Source organism: Streptomyces sp. NPDC031418 (assembly GCF_055581605.1).
This window is the reverse complement of record NZ_JBVIJC010000004.1, coordinates 109,322-134,923: the sequence shown is the minus strand read 5'-3', so window position 1 is coordinate 134,923 and position 25,602 is coordinate 109,322. Positions and strand designations below refer to the sequence as shown.

Below are 25,602 nucleotides of genomic sequence, written 5' to 3'. Positions count from 1 at the left end.
AGGTGGTGAACTTCCACTGGAACGGCTGCGCCGTGGCGTACTAGCGGTCTTCGAAGGCTCGGAGCCGGTTCCCGACTTGGCAAAGGTCGGTGAAGTCGTTGGGCGAGAGGGCCTTGCGCTGTACGGCGGAGAAATAGACCTCGACTTGGTTCAGCCAAGAGGCGCGCACGGGGGTGTGGACCAGTACCGCGTTCGAGAACCCAGTGGTCAGCCGGGCTGCTGCGGCCTTGCCGCGGTGGGAGGAGCCGTTGTCGACGATCCAGAACACGCGTTTCGCGCTGGCGTAGGGTTCTTGGCTCATGACCTGGGTGACCAGGTTCATGAACGGGCCGATGCCGGTGGTCGGCTCGCAGCGGCCGAACACCTTCGCCTGGTGGACGTCGTAGGCGGCCAGGTAGGCCAGTGCTCCGCCGCGCCCGTAGGTGTGGTTGACCCGCACCGCCCTGGCCTGCCCGGGGGCGAGGGGTGGGGTGACAGCGGCAGCGGGCCTGGATGGAGGTCTTCTCGTCCGCGCTGATCACATACTCGTCCGCGCCGAGCGGCTCGCCGTCCCAGGCGCGGGTGTACAGGTCAAGGACACGGGCTGCCTTGAGCCGGAAGCCGGGGTCGCTGATGAAGATCCAGGACCGGTGTTGCCAGGGTTTGATCGCGTCCTGGACGAGCCAGCGTCGCACTGTGGAAGCGGAGATTGTGTCGACGATGGCGCGGGCGATGACCTCGCGGGCCAGCTCCGAGGCCGACCGGCGGGACAGTGGCGTGCCGCTCTCCGCGGGCAGTTGACAGGCCAGCGCCTTGACCTTGGCCCTCTGTAACGGGGCGAAGGAAGCGGGACGCCCGGAACGCTTGCGGTCGGACAGGGCGGGCAGCCGGTTCCCGGCGAAACGGTCGCGCCAGGTGCGGACGGTCTCCACCTGCAGCCCGGTCTCGCGGGCGATGCGCGCGTTGGAGCGGCCCCGAGCCGCGTACAAGACGACCTGGGCGCGCTGGCGCAGCCGGTGCTCTGTCTTGTGGCCGTAGGCCATCTTCTTCAGCCGCTCACGCTCGGAGGCCGTCAGGACGATCGGGCATGCGGCGGTGCGATGCAACGCGGGAGAGCCGTGCACGAGAAGTGGATGGCGACGGGGTGCAAAGAAGCGCGCCCTTCCTGCGGCGTGCCGCCCTGCACCGTCTCTGTGGTCAGTTGGTGCCGATCAGTGCCGTGCGTGCGGCGGTGAGGATCTCGTCGGAGAGCGGGGTGCCGTTGGTGGCTCGGGACAGGACGAGTGCGCCGAGCATGGTGCACAGCCGGGTGATGCCGTCCTGGTCCTCGGTGGCGAGGAAGTCGGCGAAGTCGCCCACGCCCTGGCTGTAGACGCGGTGGGCCTCGGTCTCTCCGCCGTCGCGGGCCATGTCGGTGGCGAGTGCGGCGGCGGGGCAGCCGTCAGCCGGGCTGTCGCGGTGTTCGACGGAGAGGTAGGCGTCGATCAGCGCCCGCTGGGCGGCGTCGCGCTGCCCGGCGTACTGATCGAGCCCGTCCTTGTGGTGCTGGGCGAGTTCGGCGAACGCGTGGGCGGTGGCTTCGTCGATGAGGGCCTCCTTGGAGGCGAACTGCTTGTAGAAGCCGCCGTGGGTCAGGCCGGCCGACTTCATGAGGTCGGCGACGCTCAGGCGGGTGCCCTCTTCCCGAAGCAGCCGAGAGGCGGTCTCCACGACCCGTCGGCGGTTCTCCTGTGCCTGTGCCTGCGATACGCGGCCCATCGGTCACCCCTCCCAGTTGGATGTCGAGCGAAATCTATTCTAGGCTGAGATTTAGATGACGGATGCAATCTATCGTGCGGTCGTCGCCGTGCTCAACGCTGGGAGTGCTCATGGAACTGAAGGACGCGGTCGCGGTGGTCACCGGCGCCAACCGGGGGCTCGGGCGGCATCTGGCCGCCCAGCTCATGGCGCGCGGGGCCAAGGTGTACGCGGCGGCCCGCCGCCCCGAGACGGTGGACCTGCCCGGGGCCGTCCCGCTGCGGCTCGACCTGACGGACGCGGAGTCGATCCGGGAGGCGGCCCGCACCGCCTCTGACGCGACGCTGCTGGTGAACAACGCCGGCATCTCCACCGGCACGCCGCTGATCGCGGGCGGCTTGGAAGCGGTGCGCCTGGAGATGGAGGTGAACTTCTTCGGCCCGCTCGCCGTGACCCGGGCCTTCGCCCCGGTCATCGAGTCCAACGGTGGCGGCGCCGTGCTCAACGTGCTGTCCGTCCTGTCCTGGCTGCACCCGGCCGGCCTCGGCTCCTACGCCGCGGCGAAGGCCGCCGCCTGGGCGCTGACCGGTGCGGTCCGGGAGGAGCTGGTGCCCCGCGGCATCGCCGTGACGGCGCTGCACGTCGGATACATGGACACCGACATGGCCGCCAGCGTTCCCGCCGAGCAGAAGGCCGACCCGGCCGAGGTCGCCGCCCAGGCTCTGTCAGGCATCGAGACGGGCCTGCCCGAGGTCCTCGCCGACGACGTCACCCGGCACGTGAAGCAGGGCCTGGCCGCCGCGCCGAATGCGGGGTGAGGCGCCCCCGCCGCATCGGCGCGGAGCCCTCTGAACCAGCAGTGCAGACAAGAAAGTACCTCGTACCGGGGCAAGCCTGGAGCGAGCGGAGACCCCGTCCCCCTGCGGGCGGAAAACGGAGATGATGATGAAGGCGTACCTGATCGAGAAGTACGGTGACCAGTCCGCGGTGCGCGCCGCCGAGCTGCCCGATCCGAAGCCGGGCGCCGACGACGTGCTGGTCAAGATCCACGCGGCGAGCGTCAACCCGCTGGACTTCAAGATCCGCGACGGTGCCTTCAAGCGGATCCTCCCGTACCGCCTGCCTCTCATCCTGGGCAACGATCTCGCTGGAGTGGTGGTCAAGGTCGGCTCGGCCGTCACCCGCTTCGCGGTGGGCGACGAGGTCTACGCGCGGCCCGACAAGGACCGCATCGGCACCTTCGCCGAACTCATCGCCGTCCACCAGGACGACCTGGCCCACAAGCCGGCCACCCTCACCATGGCGGAGGCCGCCTCCCTTCCCCTGGTCGCCCTCACCTCATGGCAGGCGCTGGTCGAGAAGGCACGGGTCCGGCCGGGCCAGAAGGTCCTCATCCACGCGGGCTCCGGCGGGGTGGGCACCATCGCCCTCCAACTGGCCAGGCACCTGGGCGCACACGTGGCCACTACCGCGAGCGCGGCCAATACCGCCCTGTCCAAGGAGCTCGGCGCGGACGTCGTCATCGACTACCGCACCCAGGACTTCGAGGACGTCCTGGACGGCTACGACGTCGTCCTGGACACCCTCGGCGGCAAGACCCTGGAGAAGTCCCTGCGCATCCTCAAGCCCGGTGGGAAGGTCATCAGCATCGCCGGGCCCCCCGACGCGGACTTCGCTCGCGAGCTGGGCGCGAACCCGGTCCTGCGCCAGGCGATGAACGCGCTGAGCTTCACGACCCGGCGCCACGCCAAGCGCCAGGGCGTGACGTACTCCTTCCTGTTCATGAAGGCCGACGGCGAGCAGCTGCGCGAGATCACCCGGCTCGTCGACGCCGGGAAGATCCGCCCCGTCGTCGACTGTGTCTTCCCCTTCGAGCAGGGCCGCGAAGCCATGGAGTACGCCGAGAAGGGACGCGCCAAGGCCGGCAAGGTCGTCATCGCGACGGTGTGAGCACCAGCCCCCGCCGCTCCACCGCCAGGCCCCGGGCGGCGAGAGGATCCCACACCCCACCACCCCTACCCTCCACACCCCAGGAACCGATCATGAGCGCACCGCGCAGGTCCCCCACCCCCAGGCCCGCCCCGTCGACGTACAAAGATGCACCGACCCGTTCGGTGTCCGTGCGCGGCGTCGACTTCGTCTACCGCCAGCTCGGCTCGGAAGGAGACGGCGTACCACTGATCCTGCTCCACCACCTGACCGCTGTCCTGGACAACTGGGACCCCCGCGTCGTCGACGGACTCGCCGCCCGGCGCCAGGTGATCGCCTTCGACAACCGCGGAGTCGGCGCGTCGGGCGGCTCCACCCCCGACACCATCGAAGCGATGGCCCGCGACGCAGTGCTGTTCATCCGAGCCCTGGGCTTCGAGCAGGTCGACCTGCTCGGCCTGTCGATGGGCGGCTTCATCGCCCAGGTCATCGCAGCCGAGGAACCGCAGCTGGTGCGCAGGGTCGTCCTCGCGGGCACCGGCCCCGCCGGAGGCCCGGGCATCGACAAGGTCACCGCACTGACCCTCCGGGACATCCTGAAGGGCTTCCTGACCCGCAAGGACCCCAAGCAGTTCCTCTTCTTCACCGACACCGAACACGGCCGACGCGAAGCACGCGCCTTCCTCAAACGGCTGAAGGAACGCACCAGCGACCGCGACAGGGCCATCTCGCTGACGTCGTTCCGCGCCCAGCTCAAGGCCATCCACCGATGGGGCCTGCAGGCGCCCGCGGACCTGTCGCGCATCCACCAGCCAGTCCTGGTGGCCAACGGCGAGAGCGACCGGATGGTGCCGAGCGAGAACACCCTCGACCTCGCCGCACGCCTGCCCCGGAGCGAACTCGTCCCCCTCTACCCGGACGCCGGACACGGCGGGATCTTCCAGTTCCACAACGAGTTCGTGGCCAGAGCCCTCGCATTCCTCGAAGCACAGCCCGTCGCCTGACTCCTGACGCCACATCCCTCCGCCGCCTCGGCCCCAGGCGCGCCCGGGACAAGGCGGGGCCGGGCGAGCCAGCCTCCCCCGATCAGACGCCTCCTGTACGCCGGCATTCCCATCGGCACCCGAGAATGCCCTCGGCATCGCATGCCAGATCCGCCCCGTCACCTGGCCACAAGCCCGCCGACGCCCAGCCGCGAAGTCAACCCCCGAAAGACTTACGACGCAGACCACTGAGTCGTACTGCCCAGAAGTACGCTGGAGTTACCGAGGACCCTTCGAACATCGGCCTTCATGTCTGTGTAGTTCTCGGTGATCCAATACGCCGGGCTGCTTCCGGTCGGCCCGAGGCAGGGTTCGCGTCATGACTGCGGCCATCTCCCGCCCGGCTTCACCCGAAGGCGGGTTCGCCCCGTCCTTCGCCTCACGCTCGCTCCCACCGGTTCCGCACCGGCCCTGCTGCACCGCCTGGTGGCCGCGCTCGCGCGACCGCGTTAGCAGCCACCTCAAGGGGAGCCGTGAGGCGGCGCAGCCCCGCCGGGAAGCCGACGGGGCTGTTCCGGCAATTGCGTTTCACCGGATCACTGCAGCCGGGCACCGGGACAGGGCTCTGGAGTACGCCGCCGGCGCCGGTGCGTCATGCTGGGGCGCTGCCGATACGGGCTCGCCGCAGTGGCGCTCCTGCTCGGTGGAGGCTGGCGAGTGCTTGCCGGTAGGAGGCGATCAGTCCGGTTTCCAGGTAGTCGACTCCCAGGTCCTGGCAGTAGTGGCGGACGAGGGGCCGGGCCTTGCGCAGGTTGGGGCTGGGCATGCTGGGGAACAGGTGGTGTTCGATCTGGTGGTTCAGTCCGCCCAGGGCGAGGTCGGTGAACCAGCTGCCGCGTACGTTGCGTGCGGTGAGGACTTGTCGGCGCAGGAAGTCGGGGCGGTCGTTGCCGGTGAGGATCGGCATGCCTTTGTGGTTGGGGGCGAAGAGGCAGCCGAGGTAGAGGCCGAACAGGCCCTGGTTGACGGCCAGGAACGCGATCGCCATGCCGGGCGGGAGGACGAGGAACACTGCGGTCAGGTAGGCGGCGGCGTGCCCGTAGAGCAGCGTGCCGTCCAGGGCGCGGTTCTTCAGGGCGCGGTTGCCCAGTGCTCGCGCGCTGGAGACGTGCAGGTTGACCCCTTCGAGCAGGAGCAGGGGAAAGAAGAGGAACGCCTGCCGGCGGCCGATGATCCTCGGCAGTCCGGTCGCGGCGCGGGCCTGGTCCTGGGACCACACCAGCAGGTCGGGGGTGATGTCGGGGTCGAGGCCCTCGTGGTTGGGGTTGGCGTGGTGGCGGGTGTGTTTGTCCTGCCACCATCCGTAGCCCATCCCGATCGCGGCCCCGGCGATGCGGCCGGCCGTCTCGCTGGGCCGGCGCCGGCGGAAGACCTGGCGGTGGGCGACGTCGTGGGCGAGCAGAGCGACCTGCCCGAACATCACGGCGAGGAACGCGGCGAGCGCCAGGGTCCACCACCCGGCGCCGATGAGGACGAACGCGCTCCAGCCGCCGGCGTAGGCGACGGCCACGACGATGGACCGGACGGTGTAGTAGCCGGGGCGCCGGTTCATCAGGCCGGCCTCGGCGATCTTCTTCGACAGGCGGGCGAAATCACTGCCACCTGCGGGGGGAGGCGGGCGACGGCGCGGGGTATGCGTGGTCATGGTCTCGGAGTGCCCTTCCCGGCTGACGGGCCGCATCCGGTCATGCGGTGTACGCCGGATGCGATGCGGCAGCCGGGTACCCACATCCCTGCCTTCGGACCGGCACCCCGGTGCTTGTTGGCCGGAGCCTGCGGATGTCGCCGGGCTTTGACGTCGTGAATCGGGGCGAAGCGGCATGGAAGGGATATAAGACACTAGCCTCGGGTCATGGTGACGCGTACCCGGCTGTATCACGACGGCACTCTCGTCCTGGAGGACTTTCCCGTCGGTGACGTCCCTGCGCATCTCGCTGATCCGGCGTCGGTCCTGTGGCTGGACCTGCACCGGCCCGGAGCCGCTGAACTCACCATGCTCGGTCAGGAGTTCGGCATCCACGAACTGGCTCTGGAGGATGCCGCCCAGCGTGGACAGCGGCCGAAACTCGACCGCTATCGCACCCACGAGTTCCTCAGCGCCTATGCCGTGACCGTCAGCCCGGACGGTGCGCAGCTGACGTACAGCGAGATCGCCGTATTCCTCACCGGCCAGGCCATGATCACCGTCCGCAAGGACGACGGCTTCGACATCGAGGACGTCGTCGCCCGCTGGGACGAGAGCCCGGACCTGGCCGGCCACGGCGTCGGATTCCTGCTGCACGGCCTGCTCGACCATCTCGTGGACGGACACTTCGCCGCCGTCCAGCAACTGGACGACGGCATCGAGGAGCTGGAGGGCCTGCTCTTCGCGGCTGGGCGCCGTGAGATCGAAGCCGTGCAGCGCCGGGTCTTCGCGCTGCGTAAATCGCTCGTCCGGCTGCGCCGCGTCGTGCTTCCGATGCGCGAGGTGGTCAATGGGCTCATGCGCCCCGGCCTGCACCTGATCACCGACCCTCTCGTCCCGTACTACCAGGACGTCTACGACCACGTGCTGCGTGCCACCGAGTGGACGGAATCACTGCGGGACCTGGTGGCCTCGGTCATGGAGACGAACCTCTCGGTCCAGGCCAACAGCATGAACCTGATCATGAAGAAGGTGACGAGCTGGGCCGCGATCATCGCCGTACCCACCGCGATCACCGGCTACTACGGCCAGAACCTCCCCTATCCCGGTTTCGGCCGCGAGTCGGGATTCGTCACCTCCGCCGCCGTCATCGTGCTCCTGTCCGCATTGCTGTATCTGACGTTCAAGCGCAAGGACTGGCTCTGACCGGCATCGGCACCGGCGACCCGGTCCCGAAGGCAGGAAACTGCCTGGTCATCCCGGGCTTTTCGGACCGGTGAGCGGAGTAGTGTGAAGACACCGGGAGTTCTTCGCGCACCGGCTCCGCTGCGGGTGCCGTTCCCGGTGATCGACAGCGCCGGGCCGCACCCACGAGCCCGGGGGCAGGTTCGCGCCATGGCTGTGACCATTGACCGTACGACATCGAGCAGAGGTGCGTCGCCGCAGCCGGCCCGGCTGTCCCTGACGCCCGCGCCGGGCGGGCTGGACGGTATGTGGTGGCCTCGCTCCCGTGCCTTCACCCGTGAGCTGCCGTCGTTGACGGCCGCATTGGGTGATCTCTGGGGTCGTATCACGAGTGTCACCGTGCACCCGGCCTACTGGCCCGTCCTGCCGCACTGGGTGTCCTACGCCGGGCGCACCGTGCAGGTGGGCTGGTCCACCGAGGAGCAGGATCCCCACCGACTCACTCTTTTCTCCGCTGACGGCCGCCGGGACGTGCTGGTGATTCCGCCGGAAACCGGTGCGGATGCCGCCGCGCAGTTGATGGTCGGCGACGGCGTCGATGCCTCGGCCCGGGAGCAAGCAGCAGACAGGATCGATGCACGAAACAGGGAAGAAGCCTGGGAGGACGACGGCGGAGCAGGTCGACCGTCGTCCCGGCCCCGGTCCATCGGCTCGGCAGGGCCTTCGCCCGCCGGTCGGCGGAGGTGAGATCCCATGCTCGTCATCGCCGTGGCCGTGCTGCTCGTCCTGATCGCCGTCGGAGTCGTTCTGATCCACCGGCTCAACGGCCAGCACGCCGAACGGATCGCTGCCTTCCACTACAGCGATGTTCTGCCGGGGATCGGGCGTCGGCCCCGGAGACACCGTCGGTCGGTGGACGCGACCGTTCCGACGCGCCCCACCGCGACGGCGACCGCGGATGACATCGGCTTCGGCCCGACCGTGGGCGGTAGAGGAAGGCGCGTCATGGCGATGTTGCGAGACCGAAAGACGTACCGCGAGAGGATCATGCAGGCTCTGTACCAAGCCGCCGAAGGCAATCGCCTCCTGGGTGTCGATGGGGCGAAGCTCCGCACGGACCTGGGTATCCCTGAGCAGGACATGGCCGCTGCCTGTATGTACCTGGCAGGTGAAGGCTGGGTCGTCGTGGACTGGGAGAGGGGCAACACGCCCGGGATGATCACGCTGACGCACCAGGGGATCCGGCAGATGGAGACGGAAGAGGAAGGGCGTGGCTGAGCCGCCGCGTCGGCGTCTCGGACCGAAGTGAACCCTCGCAAGGATTGCTTACGACGGATGCGGGTCGGCGCACGCTCACGTGCAATGACCCGGAAGGGCGGCTCCGGCGGGTATACGCCGGAGCCGTTGCCTGTTTTCGCAACCGCGCCCTGCGGCGAAGCGCTCGCGGGCGCGTCGTGCGGAGTACCGTGAGGTAGGAGGGTCGTATCGTGGTCGCACGCCGTGCGGTCGCACTGCTCTCTGCGGACGGGCGGACACCATGGCAGGCTCAGACACCCCCGACTTCCCCAGGCTCCTGCCGGACGCCGTGCACCGGTCGGTGCACCCCGGGACGGCCCTGCTGCGGCTGGAGACGACACACGCACGCGAGGGAATCCTGGACGGCGCATGGTGGCCGCGGTCCCGGGACATCGGTGCCGAGCTTCCCTCGCTGATCTCCGCGTTGACCGAGCATCTCGGGCCTGTCACCCGGGTCGGTCTGGACGGCAGTGCCTGGGACGGACTGCCGACCCGGGTGATGGTCGACGACCGGGTCGTGCACATCGACTCCTTCCCGGTCGGTGACGACACCGTTCTCATCACCCGAGGCGAAGGGGACCTTTTCTCTCTGTTGCTGGTCCCTCCGGACACGTCGCCCGACGCGGCACGCGCCGCGATGGCCAGGGCCGTACGGGCCGACAACGTCACCGAGGCCAGGCAGATCCTCATTGATACCGGCGGCGGCATGCCTCCTGCGCCGGCCTGACACGTCCGTCGCAGATCGACTCCCCTATCGGCCTGGACGCTAGATGCGGGCGTACTTTTCCGTTTGCTGGGCGAAGTCCTGGGCCATGGCGGCGCTGACCGTGGGCTTGGTGTCGCGGATCGTGTCCAGGTAGTCGTCGGTGGTGGGGGTGGTCCGGGTTCCGGTGTCGAAGGTGCGCTCGAACTGGGCCTGGGAGACGGTGCGTGCCGCGTGGGCGATGTCGGCGGGGGTGAACCCCTCGCTGGCGGCCGCGAGTACCGCGCTGTCGGCCCGTGCGCCCGCTCGGACCAGGTAGCTCTCCCACAGCGCGGTCCTGGCGGTGTGGTCGGGAGGGCCGATCGGCAGCACGTAGTCGAAGCGGCCGTGCCGCAGGAACGCGGAGTCGAGCGTGGTCACGTTGTTCGTGGCGCAGACGAGCAGCCGTCCGTCCTGGCTGCGGAACCGGACGATCGCCTTGAGCAGTTCGTTGACGACGCCGACAGCGGTCGCGTCCGCGCCGCCGCGTTCGCCGGCGACCTCCTCGACCTCGTCGATGAAGACGAGGACGTGGTCGAGCCGGGCGATCTCGTCGAAGCGCCGGTTGAGCCCGGTCGCCAGGCCGTACTCGGCGGCCAGACGGGCGGGGAACAGTTCGAGGAAGGGCCATCCCAGGCGGCTGGCGATCGCGTGCGCGAACGTGCTCTTGCCGGTCCCGGGCGGGCCGAACAGCATCACCGCCCGTGGCAGTTCCACTCCGTGCTGGGCGGCCAGTTCGGGATGGGCCAGCGGCAGGACCAGGCGCCGCTCGATGAGCTGCTTCTCCCGTTGCATGCCCGCGACCTTCTGCCACAGCCCCCCTGGCGGCAGCTCCGCTCCGAGCGAGGACAGCGTGCCGGCCGACTGCGGGGTCACCGGTCCGCGTTTCTCGAAGAAGACCAGCCCGGGGCGGGCGCCGAAGTCGCAGTTGCGCAGGGCGGTGGCACCGGTCTCGCCCTCGGGCAGGGCGGCGTGCACCGCGCGGACGCCGACGGCGAAGAGCCGTTGCTCAAGGGCGGTGATCAGGGCACTCCCCAGCCCGCGCTGCCGCCAGCCGGGCGCCATGCAGATGCGCAGGATCCATGCCCGTTCGCCCTCCACCCTGCTCACCGCGGCGCCGATCAGCACGTCGTCGGCCGTGGCCACCACGGCCGGGTGGCGGGTCTGGAGGGCCGTCACGGCGTCCGAGAGCGGGAAGAGCGGCGGCTCCTCGGTCGTGCCGCTCTCCATGTCGACACGGATCACCGCTTCGAGATCGTCCTGGGTGTAGTCCCTGACCCGCCAACCCGTCATGATCAGCTCCGCGTGTTCGGCCGTACTCCCATCATCAGCCGGTGCCCGGAGGATGCGCGCGACAGGCGACGGTCACGAATCCTCCCTGGTGCCACGGATCGCTCGGGCCGTAGTCGGCTTCACGCCGCGGTGCCGGGCGCGCTGCCTGCCGGGCTGAGGGACGTGTCGGTGCGGCCGGTGCCGGCCGGTGGCGCTGCCGCGGCGGGTGCGGCGGCAGCGGTTTCCCGGGCGAGGAAGGAGCCGAGCTCGCCGATCGTGCTCATGAGGGGGGCCGGGAAGACGACGGTGGTGTTCTGGTCGACACCGATCTCCACCAGGCTCTGGAGATTGCGCAGTTGGAGCGCCAGGGGGTGGGCCATCATGGTGTCCGAGGCGTCGCCGAGCGCGGCTGCGGCCAGGGACTCGCCCTCCGCGTTGATGATCTTCGCTCGCTTCTCCCGTTCGGCCTCGGCCTGGCGGGCCATGGCGCGCTTCATGGTGTCGGGCAGCTGGATGTCCTTGAGTTCGACCAGCGTGACCTGCACACCCCAGTCGACGGTGGTGACGTCGAGGATCTGGCGGATGTCCAGGTTGATACGGTCCGTCTCCGACAGTGTCTCGTCGAGCGTGTGCCGGCCGACGACCTTCCGCAGGGTGGTCTGGGCGATCTGGTTGATCGCCGCGTTGACGTTCTCCACGGCGACGACCGACTTCACGGCGTCGACGACCCGGAAGTAGGCGACCGCCGACACGTCCACGCTCACGTTGTCCCGGGTGATGATGCCCTGGGACTGGATCGGCATGGTGACGACCCGCAGCGACACCCGGTGCAGGGTATCGACGAACGGGATGATGAACCGCAGTCCTGGGGAGCGTGTTCCGACGAGTCGACCGAAGCGGAACAGCACTCCCTTCTCGTACTGCTTGACGACCTTCACGGACAGGGCGAGAGCCAGGACGGCCAGGAGGCCGATCACGACGATGAGAACGATCACGACTTGCATGTGCTGCTCCTCGGGACGAGGACCACCTGGGGCGGGGACCCGCCGGTCGAGACCTCTGCATGGGCCTGCGTCGGTTCGTGAGACAGCGCCGAAACCCGTCGGTACGAACCGCGCCGACGGCCGGCGACCTGGACGGTGCTGGTCGCAGGGGGTTGTGCCGTGTCGGTGCTGCGGCGCGGGCCGCCGGGCAGCGCGCGACTGTACCGGTGCACGGCGATCCTTTCCGCCTGCTCGAAGTTGAGCCGGTGGATCACGGACGCCGCCGCTGCGATGAGGACCAGGAAGACGCTGGTCGTCAAAAAGGTGCTCATGTCTCACATGCCGATGATCAGGCGACTGACGCGACCGGTCTGTGCCGGATCGGCCGCAGAGGAGGGGCCGCTCTCGTACTTCCCTGGCTCGTCCGGTTCGAGCGGCCGGTCGGCGGCGGAGACGGCGTGCCGGGTCTCGTCCGCGGCGATGAGAGCGCTTGCGGTCAGCGGCGGACCGTCGTAGTCGGACGCGGCCGCCATCAGGCGGGCCGCCGACTCCGTCTCGGTCTCGGGTGGGATGACCAGCAGATCCCAGCGGCCGGTTCCGTAGGAGAGCAGCAGCAGCTTGTGTGGGTCGATCTCCGGGGTGAACCATCCGACCTTGACGACATGACCGCCCACGGGGATCTCGTGCGGGATGACCGGCCAGTACTTCGGGTTGACGGCGATGCGGGTGATGCGGCCCCACAGAGGGTCCAGCACATCGGTCAGTGCGGGCAGCTCGCTCAGCAGGTCTCGGGAGCGGGGCCACCAGGCACCGTCCAGGAGGCCGCGCGACGGGCCGTCGGTCTTCAGCGCGAGACGCACGGCCGGGGCTGCGACGGGCTCGTGGTGTGGCAGGAGTTGGTGCAAGGTCGCCGACATGATGCGGACCCGTCTCCGGGCAGCCTTCGCGGCGACCCGGGTTTCATCTCTCGCCGAGAACGACCCGGCGTGGAAGCCGGTGTGCGAAATGCCCTCGGTGCTGTCCACGGTACTCCGCACACGCCGGGGCGGTTGTGGAGACGCCGCCGCATTCGGCGAAGCGGCCGTCGATACCGGCGGCAGTGGGCCGAGGGCGCCGGGGCCCTTGGTATGCCGGCTCCCGGACCGGTCTCACGCCCGACGGCCCGCATGCCCCGGCCCAGCACTCCCCTGGCTCTGTGACGTGTGTCGTTCCGTTCAGCCCGTCACTCCCCGCCAGTCCGCCGGGCCTCGGCGAGGAGTATCCTGGTGATTACCGAGAGCATCTCGTACACCGGCTTCCACGCCGGGTCGTTCTCGGCGATTCATGGCAACCGGGCCGGCCGTGACCGGCCCGGGGTTGGGTCCGCGTCATGACCGCGACCATTCCGTTCACACCCGCAGTCGGAGACCGGGCCCCTTCTTCGTCACCGCTCCGACTCACGCTGGCGCGGGCCGGCGCCCCTCCGGCCCTGATCGACGGTGCCTGGTGGCCCCGTTCGCGCAACCTGACGGAGGAGCTCCCGGCGCTCGTCGAATGTCTCGACCCGCTGTGGGGGCGGATCACCCGGATAGCGGTGAGCCGCACGTTGTGGCCGGTCATCCCGGGTGAAGTGCCCGCGCACGGCCACATGGTGCGCGTCGGCTGGTCCAACGCCGGGCAGGACCCGCACAAGCTGTTGCTGCTGTCCCACACCTTCGGCCGCTGGGACCTGCTGGTGATCCCACCGGAGACAGCCCCGGCCACCGCAGCCCGGCTCATGGCCACGGCCACCGACCCGTCGCGGAGCCTCACGGCGACCGGCCTGATCCATGAGGCCGAACGTTTCCGGGCCGCGGCAGAGGCAGCGGCCGACTCGGACTCGCTCCGGGAGGCGGTCTGGGACTCCGAAGGCGGACACGACGCCCCCCACCCCGCCTCACGCACTCCTGACGGACCGGTCACCCGTCACGTGCCCACCGCGGCAGCAGGAGTGTGAGAGATCGGCGGTGGGGGAAAGGCTGCGTGCCGTCGGCCTTTCCTTGGGGGCGGGAGGCCGGCTCACTCCGGGAGGGCGAGGTCGTCGGTGGCGCTCCCGCGCCATTCGATCAGCAGGAGCGTCGCATCGTCCGTCGTGATCCCGCCCCGCGCCCGTTGCAGCGTGTGGGAGAGGGAGCGTGCCACCGTCCGGATCTGCTGCGCCGTGGGCTCAAGGCGGTTCACCCACCCGAAGAGCTGCTCCTCACTGAATTCCTCACCGCCGACATCGCGCTCCTCTATCAGTCCGTCGGTGAAGCACAGGATCCGGTCGCCGGGGATGAGAGCCACTTCGCTGATCCGGGGCTCGTGACCGCCGAAGCCGACGGGCAGCGTCGTCGGGCCCTGCAGCCGTCGTACGACACGGTGTCCACGGATCAGCAGAGGAGCGGGATGTCCGGCATTGACCCACTGAAGCCTGCCCGTTGCCGTGTTGAGCCGCATCATCTGAGCGGTCACGAAGTGGTCGGGGCCGAACTGATCGGCGACGGCCCGGTCCATGAACGTATAGATCTCCGACAGGCCGACGCTGATGCGCCGGGCATGCCGGTGGGCTCCGATGACCACCGTGGCAGGACATCGCCGTTGAGGGCGTAGTCGAAGCTGTCGCCGGCCACGTCGTAGGCGGGTTCCAGCATCCCGGCCAGCTCGACCCGGGGCGTGGACATCGCCAGCGGTGGCAGCAGCGACCACTGGATCTCCGCCGCCACACTCATCGGTTCTCTGCGGCGCAGCCGGAAGAACAGATCGGTGTAACCGTGCTTGGTCACCAGCATGTCGGCCACGAGTGAGGCGAGCCTGCGCAGCAGCCGTCGCTCGTCGTCCTGGAGACGGTCCAGGGTGACGGCCATGACGCCCACCTGGTCGCCACCGTCCAGCAGGGGCAGATAGACCCGCACACCGTCGGCCTGCGAAACCTCGACGGGACGCGCTTCCCGGAAGGCGCGTCCGGCGTCGGAGGCGTCGATCGGCTGCGGTTCCCCGGCCGCCAGCCCGTCGCCCGGCAGGGGGACGAACCACACCTGGCCGTAGTCCTGCAGGAAGATAGAGGTCTCGCGGCCGTCGAGCCTGCCGATCTGCCGTGCGACGAGCGGACCGAGCTGGTGCGGCGGCAACTCGTGCCCCTGGTCCAGCAGGACTCCCAGAAACTCCTCCCCGAAGCACTCCGACCGGGTGGAGCCTTCCGCGGGTCCTTGCCGCTCACCGCCCGCCATCGCTGTGGCCCCGGGGGACGTTCGGGCGGATCCTCACGAAGGTGCTGTGCATACGAACTCCCGACGGAGACTCACGGGCCGACGCGGTGGGGAACTTCCGCCCGGATCGTGGGGGCCGATCCACCGACTCCCCAACGAGTCGGCCGTGCGCTCGTGCGGCGAGGACCGGCACAACGGCCACCGGGCGCGCCCCGGTCGAGCCTCGGCGGCTGGCCGGCATCGGCGGCGGCCTCAGCCGGCTCGACCTCTCCGCCGCCGCCGTCGTCCGCCGCCGCGGAACGTCTTGGTGGGGTCCGCGACGTCTGCCGGCCTGCCCGCAGCCTGGATCACTGCCCTGCAGGGCGACGATTCCGACTACCAGTAGTGGCGTCGGCCGGCGACGGCGTGTCCCATCGCGCCGAGGATCCACAGGATGGCTCCGACGACCAGCAGGATGATCCCGATGGTCCACAGGATGGACAGGCCGGTGAGGAAGCCGACGACGAGCAGTATGACGCCCAGGATGATCATGATCTCTCCTTCGGGGAGTGGTGTCGGCGCGCCCGCGAACCGCGGTGGGCCGCAAGGGCGTCGGCGGGAACGGCCGATCTCCTCCTTACTCCACGCGGTGTGGTCCGTGGCGGCTGACCTGTAGGCGGACCTCGGCGGGCATGTCGATGAGGCCGGTGGACCGACGCGCGGTGCCGATCGGGCCTTCGCACAGGGCACCGAGAGTGGCGCCGGGCGTGCCCTCGGGGGTGAGGGTGAGCTTGATGCGGGTGCGGTGGCGGCCCGGTCGGCCGGTGATGAGTACGGCCGCATGGCCTACCCCTGGCAGGGCACCGGCTTCGTTCGCGATCGCTTCGCTGAGTGCACGGTCGCGCAGTTCGACGCCCTCCTGCGGGGATGTGCCGCCGACGGGTAGTGAGCCGGGGCGGTGTCGGCTCAGCTGGGCGAGCAGCCACCACAGGGCGAGCAGGGCGGTGAGGACGAGGGCGGCGATGACCGCGGGCCACCACCACCAGCCCTGGCTGCTCCAGCGTGCCCGGTCGGCGGAGCCGAGCAGGACGTCGGCCGGGGTGGTCAGGGGCCAGCCGGCGGGTGGGGCCAGATCGTGCCGCCGGTAGAGGTCGAGCCCGGCGAAGAGGATGAGCAGTCCGCCGCCGAGGAGGACCAGTCCGGCGAGGGCCAGCAGAGTGCGGTTGAGGGCGGATCGCGGCGTCATGGCGGGCTCCGGTGCTGCGGGTCTTGTGTCAGCGGGTGCGTCGCCGCGCCCGTACGGCGATGCGGGGAGGACGGGCGAGGGCGAGCCGGTCGCGCTCCTCGTCGAGGACGGCGGTGAGGTCGTCCTTCACCTGTCGGGGGTCTCGGAAGCGGACGTCCGCGCGGGCTCTGATGCGGTGGCGGCCCACCAGGACGTGCGCCGCGCCGACTCCGGGGACCCGCATGGCGGCGTCGCGCAGCAGGACGGCGGCGCTGTTGCGGTCCACGAAGGCCCGCAATCGCGGGCAGCCGGCGGGTGAGCGCAGGGGCAGCCAGCGTCGCTGACCGGGGGTGAGGGCCAGAACGATCAGCCAGACGCCGACGGCGGCGGCCACGGCGGCCCCCGTCAGCATCCACACGTCGTCCACCGGGCGGGTCGCCAGTTCGTCGGCCAGGTGCCGTCGCCAGGCCGCGGCCGGACGTCCCGCCCGTACGGCGACGACGTCGACGAGCGTCGCGACCGCGGCCACGAGGATCACCGCGGCGACGAGCGCCGCCGTGACGCTGCGCGCCGACCACTTGCGACGGGTTCGGTGCCCTCCTTCGCGCTTACCGGCTGTGAGGTCCGAGGGGGACACGTCGCGTTCGGGAGGATCGGGCTCCTTCGTCAGCGGCACTGCGGCACGGTGCCCGGACGACGCGGAGCCGCGGCCCGGGGGATGTGGACCGGATGTCATCACGATCGCCCTTCCTGCACGGCGTGCCCGGTGACCCGGGCCGCCCGGCCGCTCACCGGACCCGCCCCCGGCTCGAGTCGGTGGCGGTCACCAGCCGCCGGACGGTGAGGAGGACCTCTCCCACTCGCAGCCCGGTCAGCTGGGCGACCCGTTCGGCGACGTCCCGCTGGATCCGCTCGCAGACACGCGGGATGTCGGTGGGGTAGGGCAGGTCCATGGTCAGATGCAGGCGCACCGATCCGGTACGGACGGCGGCGGAGGCGTGGGGTGCCGCAGGTCCGCCCCGATCGGGCGGTACCGCGGCGCGCCGCGCCTGCGCCGCGCGCGCGGCCTGCGCGGCGATACGGGCGACCACCCTGTCCGGGATGACGGTGGCGCCCCGCTCGGCCGGGGGCGGCAGCCCGGCGGCCGGCGCCGGCGGGCCCGACCCCTCACCGGGGGAACCGGGCCGGGTCTTCACCGCTGCCTCCGTGTCCGGAGGTCCAGGTCGCCCTGTACGACGAGGCCGACGATCAGCCCCGCCGCGCCCAGGACCAGCACCAGCAGAAACGCCCAGAAGCCGCCGAAGTAGCCGGCGAAGCCGAGGGCCATGCCGGCCGCGAGTCCCGTCGTTGCTGTGTTCATCTCGCACTCACCCGTCTCGCGAGCGTCCCTCTCGCCGTGATCATCCGCTCGGGCCCGAGGACACGGCGGTGCTCCTGGCAGCGGTCACCTCACGCGGCCCTCGTTCGGTTCGGTCTGTTCCTCCTCGTCGTCAGGCAGATGGACGTCGTCGACGGCGATGTTCACCTCGACGACCTCCAGGCCCGTCATCCGCTCCACGGCGCTGATGACGTTGGTGCGTACGCCGCCCGCGACGTCGACGATGGAGACGCCGTACTCGACGACGACGTCCAGGTCCACCGCGGCCTGCCGTTCCCCGACCTCGACCTTGACGCCGCGGGTGACCGCTCCGCCTCCGCCCGCGCCGGGGACGCGTTCCCGCATGGCGCCGAAGGCGCGGGCCATCCCCGCTCCCAGGTTGTAGATGCCCGGTACCTCGCGGGCGGCCATGCCCGCGATCTTGGCCACCACACCGTCCGCGATGGTGGTCCTGCCCCGTGTCTCGGCCGGAGCCCCGGCCCCGGTGCGGCCCTTGAGCGCGCTCACGCCCGCTTCGGGCCGGCTGCCCCCGCCGACGCTGGTGATGTTGTCCGTCATGGCGGTCGCCTCGATCGGTCGGCCGGACACCGGAATGGTGCCCGTCGAACGTTGGACATACCGGGCGGCACAATCCTCACGCGTCTGGCATGTGATGTGCGTCACAACTCGTATCAGGGGTACACGATCGTTCCGAGCCTGCGTGGGAGCGTCATGATCGAACGCACTGCTTCCCCACGACTGGGGTGCGACCTGCCCGACCGCCTGCTGGCGGTACGGGCGGCCGAGGGAGACGAGGACTCCTTCGCCGTTCTCGTCCAGCGGCACAGCCGGTCCCTCCTGACCCTGGCCCGTTGCATGCTGGGCAACCCCCAGGACGCCGAGGAGGCCGTTCAGGACGCCTTCGTCAGCGCCTGGCGCCACCTGCCGGAATACCGCCACAGGGCGGAGTTCCACACCTGGATGTACCGGATCACCGTCAACCGCTGCCAGACCATGTGCCACCGACGGCCGCCGCCTCTTTCCCTGGACACCGTCGCCGAACCCGCGGCGGGCGACGCGTGGAGCCAGCCCGCCCGGACCGCCGAGGAGGACGCGGCCATGGCCGCCCTGTTCCGCGCGCTCGCCGAGCTGGACGCCGGACAGCGGGTCTGCTGGATCCTGAGGGAGGTGCAGGGCTTGCCCTACAAGGAGATAGCGCACGTGACGCGTACCGACGAGCAGACGGTACGCGGCAGACTGTTCAGGGCACGCCGATCCCTGCAGGAGGCGATGGGCTCATGGCGCTAGACGACCCGCACACGCGGCCTCCCGAACCGCCCGGAGCCGGCGGGCCCCGCAACGGCTGGGCCGCCGCCGACGTGCCCCCGATCGCAGGCGATGAGGTACTGCCCTGCGGCCGCCTGCTCAGCCGGGTCTGGGAACAGGCGCGGGACGCACCACCGGCCGCGGACCCGCACCCGGTGTCCTGTCCATACTGCCGAGAGGCGGTCGAGGGACTGGCCACGGTGAACGCGGCCGCCCGGACGCTGCGCGACGAGGACCCTCCGGGCCTGCACGCACTCGCCGACCGGGTCATGGACGTCGTCAGGGCAGAGGTCCGGTTCGGGCGGCTGCTGCCCCTGGCCGACCCCGACCGGGACCTGCGGATCGCCGAGAGCGCCGCGGCCAAGGTGCTGAGGCGGGCCGCGGACACGGTCCCCGGTGCCAGGGCCGCGACCTGCCGGCTCGTACACGAGGGCAACGGCACCGACGTGCGGGTGACCATGACCCTGGCCGCCGCCCTCGACCGCCCGCTGCCCGACCGGGTCCACCAGGTACGCCGATCGGTCCTCCACTCGGCCGGACAGGACCTGGGGCTCACGGTGACAGCCGTCGATATCACCGTGGCCGACGTACTGGAACCGGGACCGACCCTCGGTCCCCGCCTTCCGACGGGCGGTGGCGCATGATGACCGCCACCGGCACCACCGCGCTCCCCGGCGTCGCGGCCGAGGCAGCCCTCGCGGTTCCTGGCGTGGCCGCCCTGCAGCCCCGCCTCGCCCGGCGCCTCGCGGCAGCCGCCGCGCCCACCCGGGCGGACACCACGCCACCTGAGGCCGGCGTACGCGCCGACCGGGCGCCGGACGGTTCGGGATGGCACATCGAGGTGCGCTGCGTCCTGACGGAGGGTCGGCGGGCGCTGGACATCGCCCGAAACGTCCACGACCGGGTGACAGCCGCCCTCGTCACCCACCTCGCCACCCACGGTGCCGCGGAGCCGGTCACCGTCGCGGTCACGGTGACCGGTATCGCCGCCTGGCGCGACGCGGCATGAGCGGCGGCGCGGGCACAGGCCCCACGAACCGTCGTTCGGCAAGCTGGTTTCCCAGGGCGGAAGCGGCCGCGGGGCCACCAGGCGGGCAGGTGGTCGCCATGGACGAGGATGACGCGGACGCGGCGCTGCGAGCGGCGCTCGACCAGCTGGCGTTCGCCACCCGGAGCGCGGCGGCGCTGTCGAGCACGCTGGACGCGGTCGAGGGGCTCAGACGGGTGTGCCGCGTGCTGGTGCCGGGACTGGCCGACTGGTCCGCGGCCGGTCTGGTGGACGAGGACGGCGCCGCCGAGCGGGTCTGTTTGACCCCGACGCGGCCCTGACCGGCCTGACGGGACCGTTGCCGCCGGTGCCGGAGACGGCGACGGGCCCGCTGTCCCGGGTGCTTCGCGGCGCCGGCCCGCTCCTGTTGTCGGCCGGGCGGCTGCCGGCCGCGCAGGAGGCGTCCGATCCGCTGCACACGGCAACCACGCAACCGTTCGCGCGACTCGGGGGAGACTCCGTGATCGTGGGGCCCTTGCGGGCACGCCGGCGAGTGCTCCGGAGCGTGCGTCATCAGCGACCGCCGGTAGGTCTGGCGTGCGACGTTTTGGTCAGATGGGTTCGGGGACGCGTTGAGCGGAGGTCGCGTCGCGTGCGGGTTCGGAAGTGAGCTGGCATTCAACTCGTCCGCCCGCCCTGCCGTCCGGCTCGGAACGCGGGCGGCAGAGCTGTGCTGCGTTCAGATGGACCGTGCGGTGGCCAGTGCCTTGTCCAGGGAGGTGCGGATCTCATCGGGCAGCTGTTCGCTGTGTACCCACTCCACGATCAGTTCGGAGACCTGCCGCAGTTTTGTATTGGTGTGCTGTGAGACCTCTCGTAGCAGTTGGAAGCCCTGCTCGGGACGCAGGCCACCGAGGGTGATGACCACACCGATCGCTTGGTCCACCACGGTGTGGGAGACGACGGCCTCCTGCAGCTGACCGATTTCCGTCTGCAACTCGCTGATCTTGTTCAGGAGCGGTGTCCGTGCCGGAACCAAGCGCCCCTCGAGCCGCATCGGGGTGCCGTTCGAAGAGTCTTCCATCATGGTCACATCCCAGACCTCGGGTTTCCCGTCCGGGTCGCCGGTGCCGTACGGAATTGCGAGGACGACAGTTCGACTATTACCCCAGGTTGCCGTTTTCGTGCATCCGGTTCCACGGCGCGCAGCGGCCGTTGGAGCGGAGCTCACTCAGGGTTCAACTCGGCCATGACGGTGGGCCCTGCCCTGCGACGATCAGTACCGCTCGGATCGAGGGATGTTCCGTCCATGGTCGCGGTGCCTGCGGGCGCGCCTGATCGGGCGAAGGACTGCTCGACCACCAGACGCCGGGGCAGGATCACGAGGCCGGGTGGTGTCGTCCTGGCTCGGCTGACCGTCTTCAGAGTCGGTTCGAGGCTCTCCGGTGCCGACGCGGACGGCCGTGCGTTCGGAGTGCATCAACCGCAGCCGGAAAAAGACGTCCTGATCGTGGCGTCCCAGGGCATCCCCTCCTCCCGGGGTTCTGCGCACGACCGGTCGCGGCTCCGATTGAGCACCTGTCGGACATCGCGGCAGGCATTCGGGTGCGGGGGACTCGGGAGGGGGACCCGGAGGTGGGCCGCATCCATGGGGCCGGCTCGACTCAGGCTCCTCCGGTTCAGCCAACGAGCCGGGGGAGCCGCTGACGTGACCGCAGTGACGGCGCCCCGCGATGGCGCCCATGGCCCCGCCGTTGGTGTGGCGGGTGGCGACGGGGAGTTCCACGCACGATCTGTGCCATCGTGACCCGGGAGGTGCCCTCGTCCCGCGGGAGCGCTGCCCGCTGTTGTGGGCGCTGGCCGGGAGGCGTGCGGCACGCGGGGACGACGACAGGTGCCTGCGTGGTGACGGACGGCTGGTCCCGACGTGCTCGGTCAGACTCTGGAGGTGGACGAGGCCCTCGCCCGGTTGAGCCGCAGCCTTGCTCCCCGCCTCACCGACCGGGCCGCGGTGGACCTGCGGGTCGGCTCCCGTCCGGCTCGGGCGACAAGTAGCCCTGGCCGCTTTCAGGGCCCTGTCCGCAGTTTCGTGAATCCCCAGGCCAGCGGGGGGAACGACGGGCACAGCGCCCACGGCGCGGTGAGGTTCTGTTCGGCAAAAAGGCGTTCCGGAGCAGCCGCCCTGGCGCCCGCGTACGGCCATCTGGTCGTGTCGGTGCCCGCCAGGCGCAACAAGTCGAAGGCGACGAAGTGGGCGGGCCACTGCTCGGCGAGCCGGGCAGCGCCGGCACCGCGCCGCTGGAGGCGACCCTGGAGTCGCTCGAAGGCGAGCCTGCTGGATTTCCCGTACGACCAGCTCGCCGTCCGGGGCCGTCGCGTCGGCAGCTGGACCGTGCCCGGAACGAACCTCGGGGAAGGAGGGTGCCAGTTCCTGTCCCTGCGCGAGCGCAACTCCAAACGCCCGGCATCCAGAGAGAGCAGCGCTCTCCAGCCATCGTTATCCAGACTCTGGCGTGTCTCCTAGGACATGGGCCCGTCGAGCCGCTTTTGTACAGAGCAGCCGTGGCGGCCCCGTCCGCGGGCGAACGCCGGAGCGTGAGTGTTCACGGATTGACGCTCACTGCGGTGATTACCAAGCTGGTGGGGGGGTTGCGGAAGGGACTGCGGTCGTGAGCGGTGGACAAAGTGGGCTCACTCGATTGCTGACAGCAGCGGAGACAGCGGCGCCGGCGGACGCCGTCGACGTGATCGCGGAGGACCTGCGGCGGCGTTTCGAGGCCACTAAGGTCTCTTTCCTCATCGTGGACCTGACAGGGAAGGCGGTGGCTCGGCTGTCCACCGCTCCCACTCAGGGTGGGCGGCAGGCCGAGCGGGTTCCCCTGTTCGGCAGTGTCTACGAGGAGGTGATCCGTACCCAGCGCCTGTATCAGGACGCGACCGGCGAGGGGCAGCGGGTGATCGTGCCCGTCACCAACCGCGGGGATGCGATCGGGCTGCTGGAACTGCTCCTGCCGACCGGCCCTGGCGAGGACGTGCTCGACGCAGTCGGGGAAGCCGCCCACATCCTGGCCTACATCGTGATCGCCAACGGCCGCTTCACCGATCTCTACACCTGGGGCAAACGGTCCAAGCCGGCCACCCTGGCGGCTGAAATCCAGTACCAGCTGCTGCCCCTGTCGCTGTCGTGCGAGGCCGCACAGTTCACCCTGTGCGGGAACCTGGAGCCCTCCGAGGACCTCAGCGGCGACACCTTCGACTACACCGTGGACCGCGACACCTTGCACGTGTCGGTGACCGATCCCATGGGCCACGACATGGATTCCGCCCTGGCCGCCACGGTCCTGGTGGGCGCCCTGCGCGGGGCCCGCCGGGCGGGCACCGGCCTGGCCGAACAGGCCCACCGGGCAGACCAGGCACTGATCGAACACGGCCACGGTCATGCCACCGGGCAGCTCCTGCGCATCAATCTCCATACCGGGCGGGCCCGGTTCGTCAACGCCGGTCATCCCTGGCCGCTGCGCATGCGCGACGGGGCTGTGGAGACGATTGCCTGCGAGGTGGACCATCCCTTCGGGCTGTCTGAGCTGACTCCCCACCCGTACCGTGTGCAGGACCTCGACCTGCGGCCCGGTGACCGTCTGCTCATGTTCACCGACGGCATGCTCGAACGTCACGGAGAGAAGGTCGATCTGCCCGCCCTGCTGGGGTGCACCCGGAATCTGCACCCGAGGGAGACCGCGCTGGCGCTGACGTCCGCGGTCCGGGACGCCGCCGACGGCCGGCTCGAAGACGATGCCACCGCCGTCTGCCTGGACTGGCACGGCCCCCAGGAGACCCAGCGGCACGTCAGCAGCGGCGCAGACACCCGGCAAGCCTCAGCCGCACGCACGAAGGACCAGTCGTGACCTGGGTGAACGGTGCCAACGCGAATGAGACATCACGAGGTGTCTGGAGAACCGTCCCACTTCTCCTCGGCGGCCCACCCATCGGGCGGCGCCGGGTCGGTGACGGGGGCCGCGAGCATCGGGTCCGGCAGCGCCCACATGCGCCATACCTTCCACGCGGGCGCCCCTTCGTGCGGTGCTGCTGTTCCCCGTTACTCGAGTAGACCGAGTTCCCAAGCACTCGCCGGTGCCTTTGCCGAGTTGCTAGGCAGCCTCTTTGGCAGCCCGCTCCATGACTTGCGGACAACCGTGCACCAGAATGAGGGCTCGAAGCCGTTCGTGCGATGGCCGATGGAGGGCGACCAGTAAGGCGGGTCACAGGCTGTCCGTCATTGCCGGTCGCGAGTGGGCGGGGAGTCAACTCATTCTCAGCCTGCTCCGGCCAGGTTGGGCATTGGTTCGGGCGAAGCCATCCGGCTGTGGTCGGTAGATGCCGATACGCCGGGATCGATGCGATGGTTGCGCGATGCCGTCCCGGACGGGGGTCTGACTCTTGAGATCTTTGACCGAAGTGTCCAGTCACAGGCTTGTCGACCGTCGTTGCGGGCTGGCTTCTGCTGTCACCGAGCCACAGGGCGTGTCCCAATAGGGGCCTTGCCGAGTTCCAGGCGCCATCACGGTTCAGACCGCCCGAGCGGGCCGGTGCCATCCACTCAGCGTGTCACCCTGCGGGAGGCGAACCACCATGACGACCAGACAGCGCAGCACCTCCTCCAGTACGGATCCTCCCGTGCGGAGAGAAGTCGTGCTCGGCGTGGACACGCACGGTGAGGTGCACGTCGCCGCCGTAATCTCCCCGCTGGGGAAGGTCCTTGGCACCGAGTCCTTTCCGGCGACGGTGGCCGGCTACCGTCGGCTGCTCGTGTGGGCCCGCAGGCGGGGGACGGTGCGCCGGGCCGGTGTGGAGGGCACCGGTACCTTCGGCGCGGGCCTGTCCCGCTACCTGCTGGCCCAGCATGTCCAGGTGTTCGAAGTGAATCGGCCTGACCGCACAGCCCGCCGTCTGCTCGGCAAGTCGGACCCGCTCGATGCGCAGGCCGCAGCGCGAGCCGTGCTCAGCGGTCGCACCCGGGCCCAGGCCAAGTCCGGCGACGGCCCGGTGCACAGCGCCCGGATCTACAAGCTCGCCAAGGACTCCGCGGTCAAGGCCCGCACCCAGGCGATCAACCAGCTCAAGGCCGTCCTAGTGATCGCCGACCCCGCCCTGCGGGAACGGTTGTCGAGCTTGGGCAATGCCGAGCTGTTCCGCACCTGCGCGACCCTCAGCCCACCCGATGGTGGGGGAGACGAGGACGCGGTGGTCCAGACCACCCACATGACATTACGCATGCTCGCCGAACGCATCGAACAGCTCACCGGGCAGATCAACGAGCTGAACCAACGCCTGACCCGGCTCGTCGAACGCCACGCGCCGCAACTGCTCGTACCGATGGGCATCGGCCCGGACAGCGCCGTCACTCTCCTGATCACCATGGGGGACAATCCCGAGCGGCTGAACACCGAGGCGTCCTTTGCTGCCCTTTGCGGAGTCAGCCCCATCGAGTACTCCTCCGGGCGGCGCATCACGCGACGGCTCAACCACGGCGGCGACCGGCAGGCCAACGCCGACCTGCACCGCATCGTGTTCACCCGCCTGCGCCACGACCCCCGAACCCAGGCGTACTACGAACGCCGCACCCAGGAGGGCAAGACCCGGCGCGAGATCATCCGATGCCTCAAGCGATATGCCGCCCGAGAGGTCTTCAACCTGGTCAGAACGGTATCCAGCGTTCCCCCGTTATAGGGGC

27 protein-coding genes and 2 pseudogenes are annotated in these 25,602 nt (G+C 70.1%); 14 read left to right on the top strand and 15 right to left on the bottom strand.

Features of this window, described 5'->3' with window-relative positions:
* Positions 1-40: 40 nt before the first annotated feature.
* The 3 genes and pseudogenes from ACZ5CZ_RS06755 to ACZ5CZ_RS06745 form a co-directional block, all read right to left on the bottom strand.
* Complete coding sequence (locus ACZ5CZ_RS06755) at positions 41-439, bottom strand: transposase (protein ID WP_468939837.1); 399 nt, start codon at positions 437-439, stop codon at positions 41-43.
* A gap of 232 nt (positions 440-671) precedes the next feature.
* Positions 672-1,022, bottom strand: a pseudogene (locus ACZ5CZ_RS06750) (helix-turn-helix domain-containing protein); the annotation flags it as partial.
* Positions 1,023-1,176: 154 nt separating this feature from the next.
* A complete protein-coding gene (locus ACZ5CZ_RS06745) occupies positions 1,177-1,737 on the bottom strand; it encodes a TetR/AcrR family transcriptional regulator (protein ID WP_030645405.1) in 561 nt (186 codons plus the stop codon).
* A gap of 110 nt (positions 1,738-1,847) precedes the next feature.
* On the opposite strand from ACZ5CZ_RS06745, the gene ACZ5CZ_RS06740 reads away from it, so the two are divergent.
* The 3 genes from ACZ5CZ_RS06740 to ACZ5CZ_RS06730 all read left to right on the top strand — a co-directional run bounded on the left by ACZ5CZ_RS06740 (position 1,848) and on the right by ACZ5CZ_RS06730 (position 4,649).
* The gene (locus ACZ5CZ_RS06740) at positions 1,848-2,534 is read left to right on the top strand and encodes an SDR family oxidoreductase (RefSeq protein WP_030645402.1); all 687 of its coding nucleotides are present in this window, start codon (positions 1,848-1,850) and stop codon (positions 2,532-2,534) included.
* Positions 2,535-2,661: 127 nt separating this feature from the next.
* Positions 2,662-3,666, top strand: coding sequence for an NADP-dependent oxidoreductase (locus tag ACZ5CZ_RS06735; RefSeq protein WP_030645400.1), 1,005 nt, complete (start codon positions 2,662-2,664; stop codon positions 3,664-3,666).
* A gap of 92 nt (positions 3,667-3,758) precedes the next feature.
* Positions 3,759-4,649, top strand: a complete 891-nt coding sequence (locus ACZ5CZ_RS06730; protein ID WP_351092540.1) for an alpha/beta fold hydrolase — start codon at positions 3,759-3,761, stop codon at positions 4,647-4,649.
* Positions 4,650-5,280: 631 nt separating this feature from the next.
* Here ACZ5CZ_RS06730 and ACZ5CZ_RS06725 read toward each other — a convergent pair.
* The gene (locus tag ACZ5CZ_RS06725) at positions 5,281-6,333 is read right to left on the bottom strand and encodes a fatty acid desaturase family protein (RefSeq protein WP_468939832.1); all 1,053 of its coding nucleotides are present in this window, start codon (positions 6,331-6,333) and stop codon (positions 5,281-5,283) included.
* 207 nt (positions 6,334-6,540) lie between these two features.
* Between ACZ5CZ_RS06725 and ACZ5CZ_RS06720 the strand changes: the two genes are divergently transcribed.
* The 4 genes from ACZ5CZ_RS06720 (at position 6,541) to ACZ5CZ_RS06705 (ending at position 9,520) form a co-directional block, all read left to right on the top strand.
* Positions 6,541-7,518: a magnesium transporter CorA family protein gene (locus ACZ5CZ_RS06720; protein WP_386417324.1), complete on the top strand. Its 978-nt coding sequence runs from the start codon at positions 6,541-6,543 to the stop codon at positions 7,516-7,518.
* A 189-nt stretch (positions 7,519-7,707) separates the two neighbouring features.
* The gene (locus ACZ5CZ_RS06715; RefSeq protein WP_468939828.1) at positions 7,708-8,244 is read left to right on the top strand and encodes a DUF5994 family protein; all 537 of its coding nucleotides are present in this window, start codon (positions 7,708-7,710) and stop codon (positions 8,242-8,244) included.
* 6 nt (positions 8,245-8,250) lie between these two features.
* On the top strand, positions 8,251-8,775 hold the full coding sequence (locus ACZ5CZ_RS06710) for a hypothetical protein (RefSeq protein ID WP_385842446.1): 525 nt from the start codon (positions 8,251-8,253) through the stop codon (positions 8,773-8,775).
* A 259-nt stretch (positions 8,776-9,034) separates the two neighbouring features.
* A complete protein-coding gene (locus ACZ5CZ_RS06705; RefSeq protein ID WP_385842447.1) occupies positions 9,035-9,520 on the top strand; it encodes a DUF5994 family protein in 486 nt (161 codons plus the stop codon).
* A 39-nt stretch (positions 9,521-9,559) separates the two neighbouring features.
* Here the strand turns inward: ACZ5CZ_RS06705 and ACZ5CZ_RS06700 are convergent, their stop codons facing one another.
* The 3 genes from ACZ5CZ_RS06700 to ACZ5CZ_RS06690 all read right to left on the bottom strand — a co-directional run bounded on the left by ACZ5CZ_RS06700 (position 9,560) and on the right by ACZ5CZ_RS06690 (position 12,815).
* Positions 9,560-10,828, bottom strand: coding sequence for an ATP-binding protein (locus ACZ5CZ_RS06700; RefSeq protein ID WP_386417319.1), 1,269 nt, complete (start codon positions 10,826-10,828; stop codon positions 9,560-9,562).
* A gap of 119 nt (positions 10,829-10,947) precedes the next feature.
* Positions 10,948-11,811, bottom strand: coding sequence for a slipin family protein (locus ACZ5CZ_RS06695; protein WP_385842449.1), 864 nt, complete (start codon positions 11,809-11,811; stop codon positions 10,948-10,950).
* Between the two features lie 314 nt (positions 11,812-12,125).
* Positions 12,126-12,815, bottom strand: a complete 690-nt coding sequence (locus tag ACZ5CZ_RS06690; protein ID WP_386417315.1) for a DUF5994 family protein — start codon at positions 12,813-12,815, stop codon at positions 12,126-12,128.
* A 344-nt stretch (positions 12,816-13,159) separates the two neighbouring features.
* On the opposite strand from ACZ5CZ_RS06690, the gene ACZ5CZ_RS06685 reads away from it, so the two are divergent.
* Positions 13,160-13,765 carry a DUF5994 family protein gene (locus tag ACZ5CZ_RS06685; RefSeq protein WP_055707165.1) on the top strand — a complete coding sequence of 202 codons (606 nt, stop codon included), beginning with the start codon at positions 13,160-13,162 and terminating at the stop codon, positions 13,763-13,765.
* 62 nt (positions 13,766-13,827) lie between these two features.
* On the opposite strand, the pseudogene ACZ5CZ_RS06680 reads toward ACZ5CZ_RS06685, so the two are convergent.
* The 7 genes and pseudogenes from ACZ5CZ_RS06680 to ACZ5CZ_RS06650 form a co-directional block, all read right to left on the bottom strand.
* Positions 13,828-15,017 (bottom strand): annotated as a pseudogene (locus ACZ5CZ_RS06680) (PP2C family protein-serine/threonine phosphatase).
* A 354-nt stretch (positions 15,018-15,371) separates the two neighbouring features.
* Positions 15,372-15,527 (bottom strand): DUF6131 family protein, encoded by a 156-nt coding sequence (locus ACZ5CZ_RS06675; protein ID WP_099054839.1) that lies wholly within the window; start codon positions 15,525-15,527, stop codon positions 15,372-15,374.
* Between the two features lie 85 nt (positions 15,528-15,612).
* Entirely contained in the window at positions 15,613-16,221 is a 609-nt protein-coding gene (locus ACZ5CZ_RS06670) for an alkaline shock response membrane anchor protein AmaP (RefSeq protein WP_468939821.1), read from the bottom strand.
* A gap of 28 nt (positions 16,222-16,249) precedes the next feature.
* Entirely contained in the window at positions 16,250-16,876 is a 627-nt protein-coding gene (locus tag ACZ5CZ_RS06665) for a DUF6286 domain-containing protein (RefSeq protein WP_468939818.1), read from the bottom strand.
* 112 nt (positions 16,877-16,988) lie between these two features.
* Positions 16,989-17,396 (bottom strand): Asp23/Gls24 family envelope stress response protein, encoded by a 408-nt coding sequence (locus ACZ5CZ_RS06660; RefSeq protein ID WP_030645373.1) that lies wholly within the window; start codon positions 17,394-17,396, stop codon positions 16,989-16,991.
* Entirely contained in the window at positions 17,393-17,560 is a 168-nt protein-coding gene (locus tag ACZ5CZ_RS06655; protein WP_030645371.1) for a hypothetical protein, read from the bottom strand. The genes ACZ5CZ_RS06660 and ACZ5CZ_RS06655 overlap by 4 nt, the downstream gene beginning before the upstream one ends.
* Before the next feature lie 84 nt (positions 17,561-17,644).
* Entirely contained in the window at positions 17,645-18,136 is a 492-nt protein-coding gene (locus ACZ5CZ_RS06650; protein WP_399776588.1) for an Asp23/Gls24 family envelope stress response protein, read from the bottom strand.
* A 153-nt stretch (positions 18,137-18,289) separates the two neighbouring features.
* On the opposite strand from ACZ5CZ_RS06650, the gene ACZ5CZ_RS06645 reads away from it, so the two are divergent.
* From ACZ5CZ_RS06645 to ACZ5CZ_RS06630, 4 genes are all read left to right on the top strand, one after another.
* Positions 18,290-18,865 carry an RNA polymerase sigma factor gene (locus ACZ5CZ_RS06645; protein WP_171151366.1) on the top strand — a complete coding sequence of 192 codons (576 nt, stop codon included), beginning with the start codon at positions 18,290-18,292 and terminating at the stop codon, positions 18,863-18,865.
* Positions 18,856-19,527 carry a hypothetical protein gene (locus tag ACZ5CZ_RS06640; RefSeq protein ID WP_310769926.1) on the top strand — a complete coding sequence of 224 codons (672 nt, stop codon included), beginning with the start codon at positions 18,856-18,858 and terminating at the stop codon, positions 19,525-19,527. The genes ACZ5CZ_RS06645 and ACZ5CZ_RS06640 overlap by 10 nt, the downstream gene beginning before the upstream one ends.
* Entirely contained in the window at positions 19,524-19,892 is a 369-nt protein-coding gene (locus ACZ5CZ_RS06635) for a hypothetical protein (RefSeq protein WP_351092570.1), read from the top strand. Before ACZ5CZ_RS06640 ends, ACZ5CZ_RS06635 begins: the two co-directional genes overlap by 4 nt.
* Before the next feature lie 98 nt (positions 19,893-19,990).
* Complete coding sequence (locus ACZ5CZ_RS06630; protein WP_158926425.1) at positions 19,991-20,212, top strand: hypothetical protein; 222 nt, start codon at positions 19,991-19,993, stop codon at positions 20,210-20,212.
* Between the two features lie 398 nt (positions 20,213-20,610).
* Here ACZ5CZ_RS06630 and ACZ5CZ_RS06625 read toward each other — a convergent pair whose 3' ends face one another.
* Positions 20,611-20,958 (bottom strand): ANTAR domain-containing protein, encoded by a 348-nt coding sequence (locus ACZ5CZ_RS06625; protein ID WP_450338260.1) that lies wholly within the window; start codon positions 20,956-20,958, stop codon positions 20,611-20,613.
* Positions 20,959-22,570: 1,612 nt separating this feature from the next.
* On the opposite strand from ACZ5CZ_RS06625, the gene ACZ5CZ_RS06620 reads away from it, so the two are divergent.
* Positions 22,571-23,776, top strand: a complete 1,206-nt coding sequence (locus tag ACZ5CZ_RS06620; protein ID WP_468939813.1) for a PP2C family protein-serine/threonine phosphatase — start codon at positions 22,571-22,573, stop codon at positions 23,774-23,776.
* Between the two features lie 724 nt (positions 23,777-24,500).
* A complete protein-coding gene (locus tag ACZ5CZ_RS06615; protein ID WP_468939810.1) occupies positions 24,501-25,598 on the top strand; it encodes an IS110 family RNA-guided transposase in 1,098 nt (365 codons plus the stop codon).
* Positions 25,599-25,602: the final 4 nt, after the last annotated feature.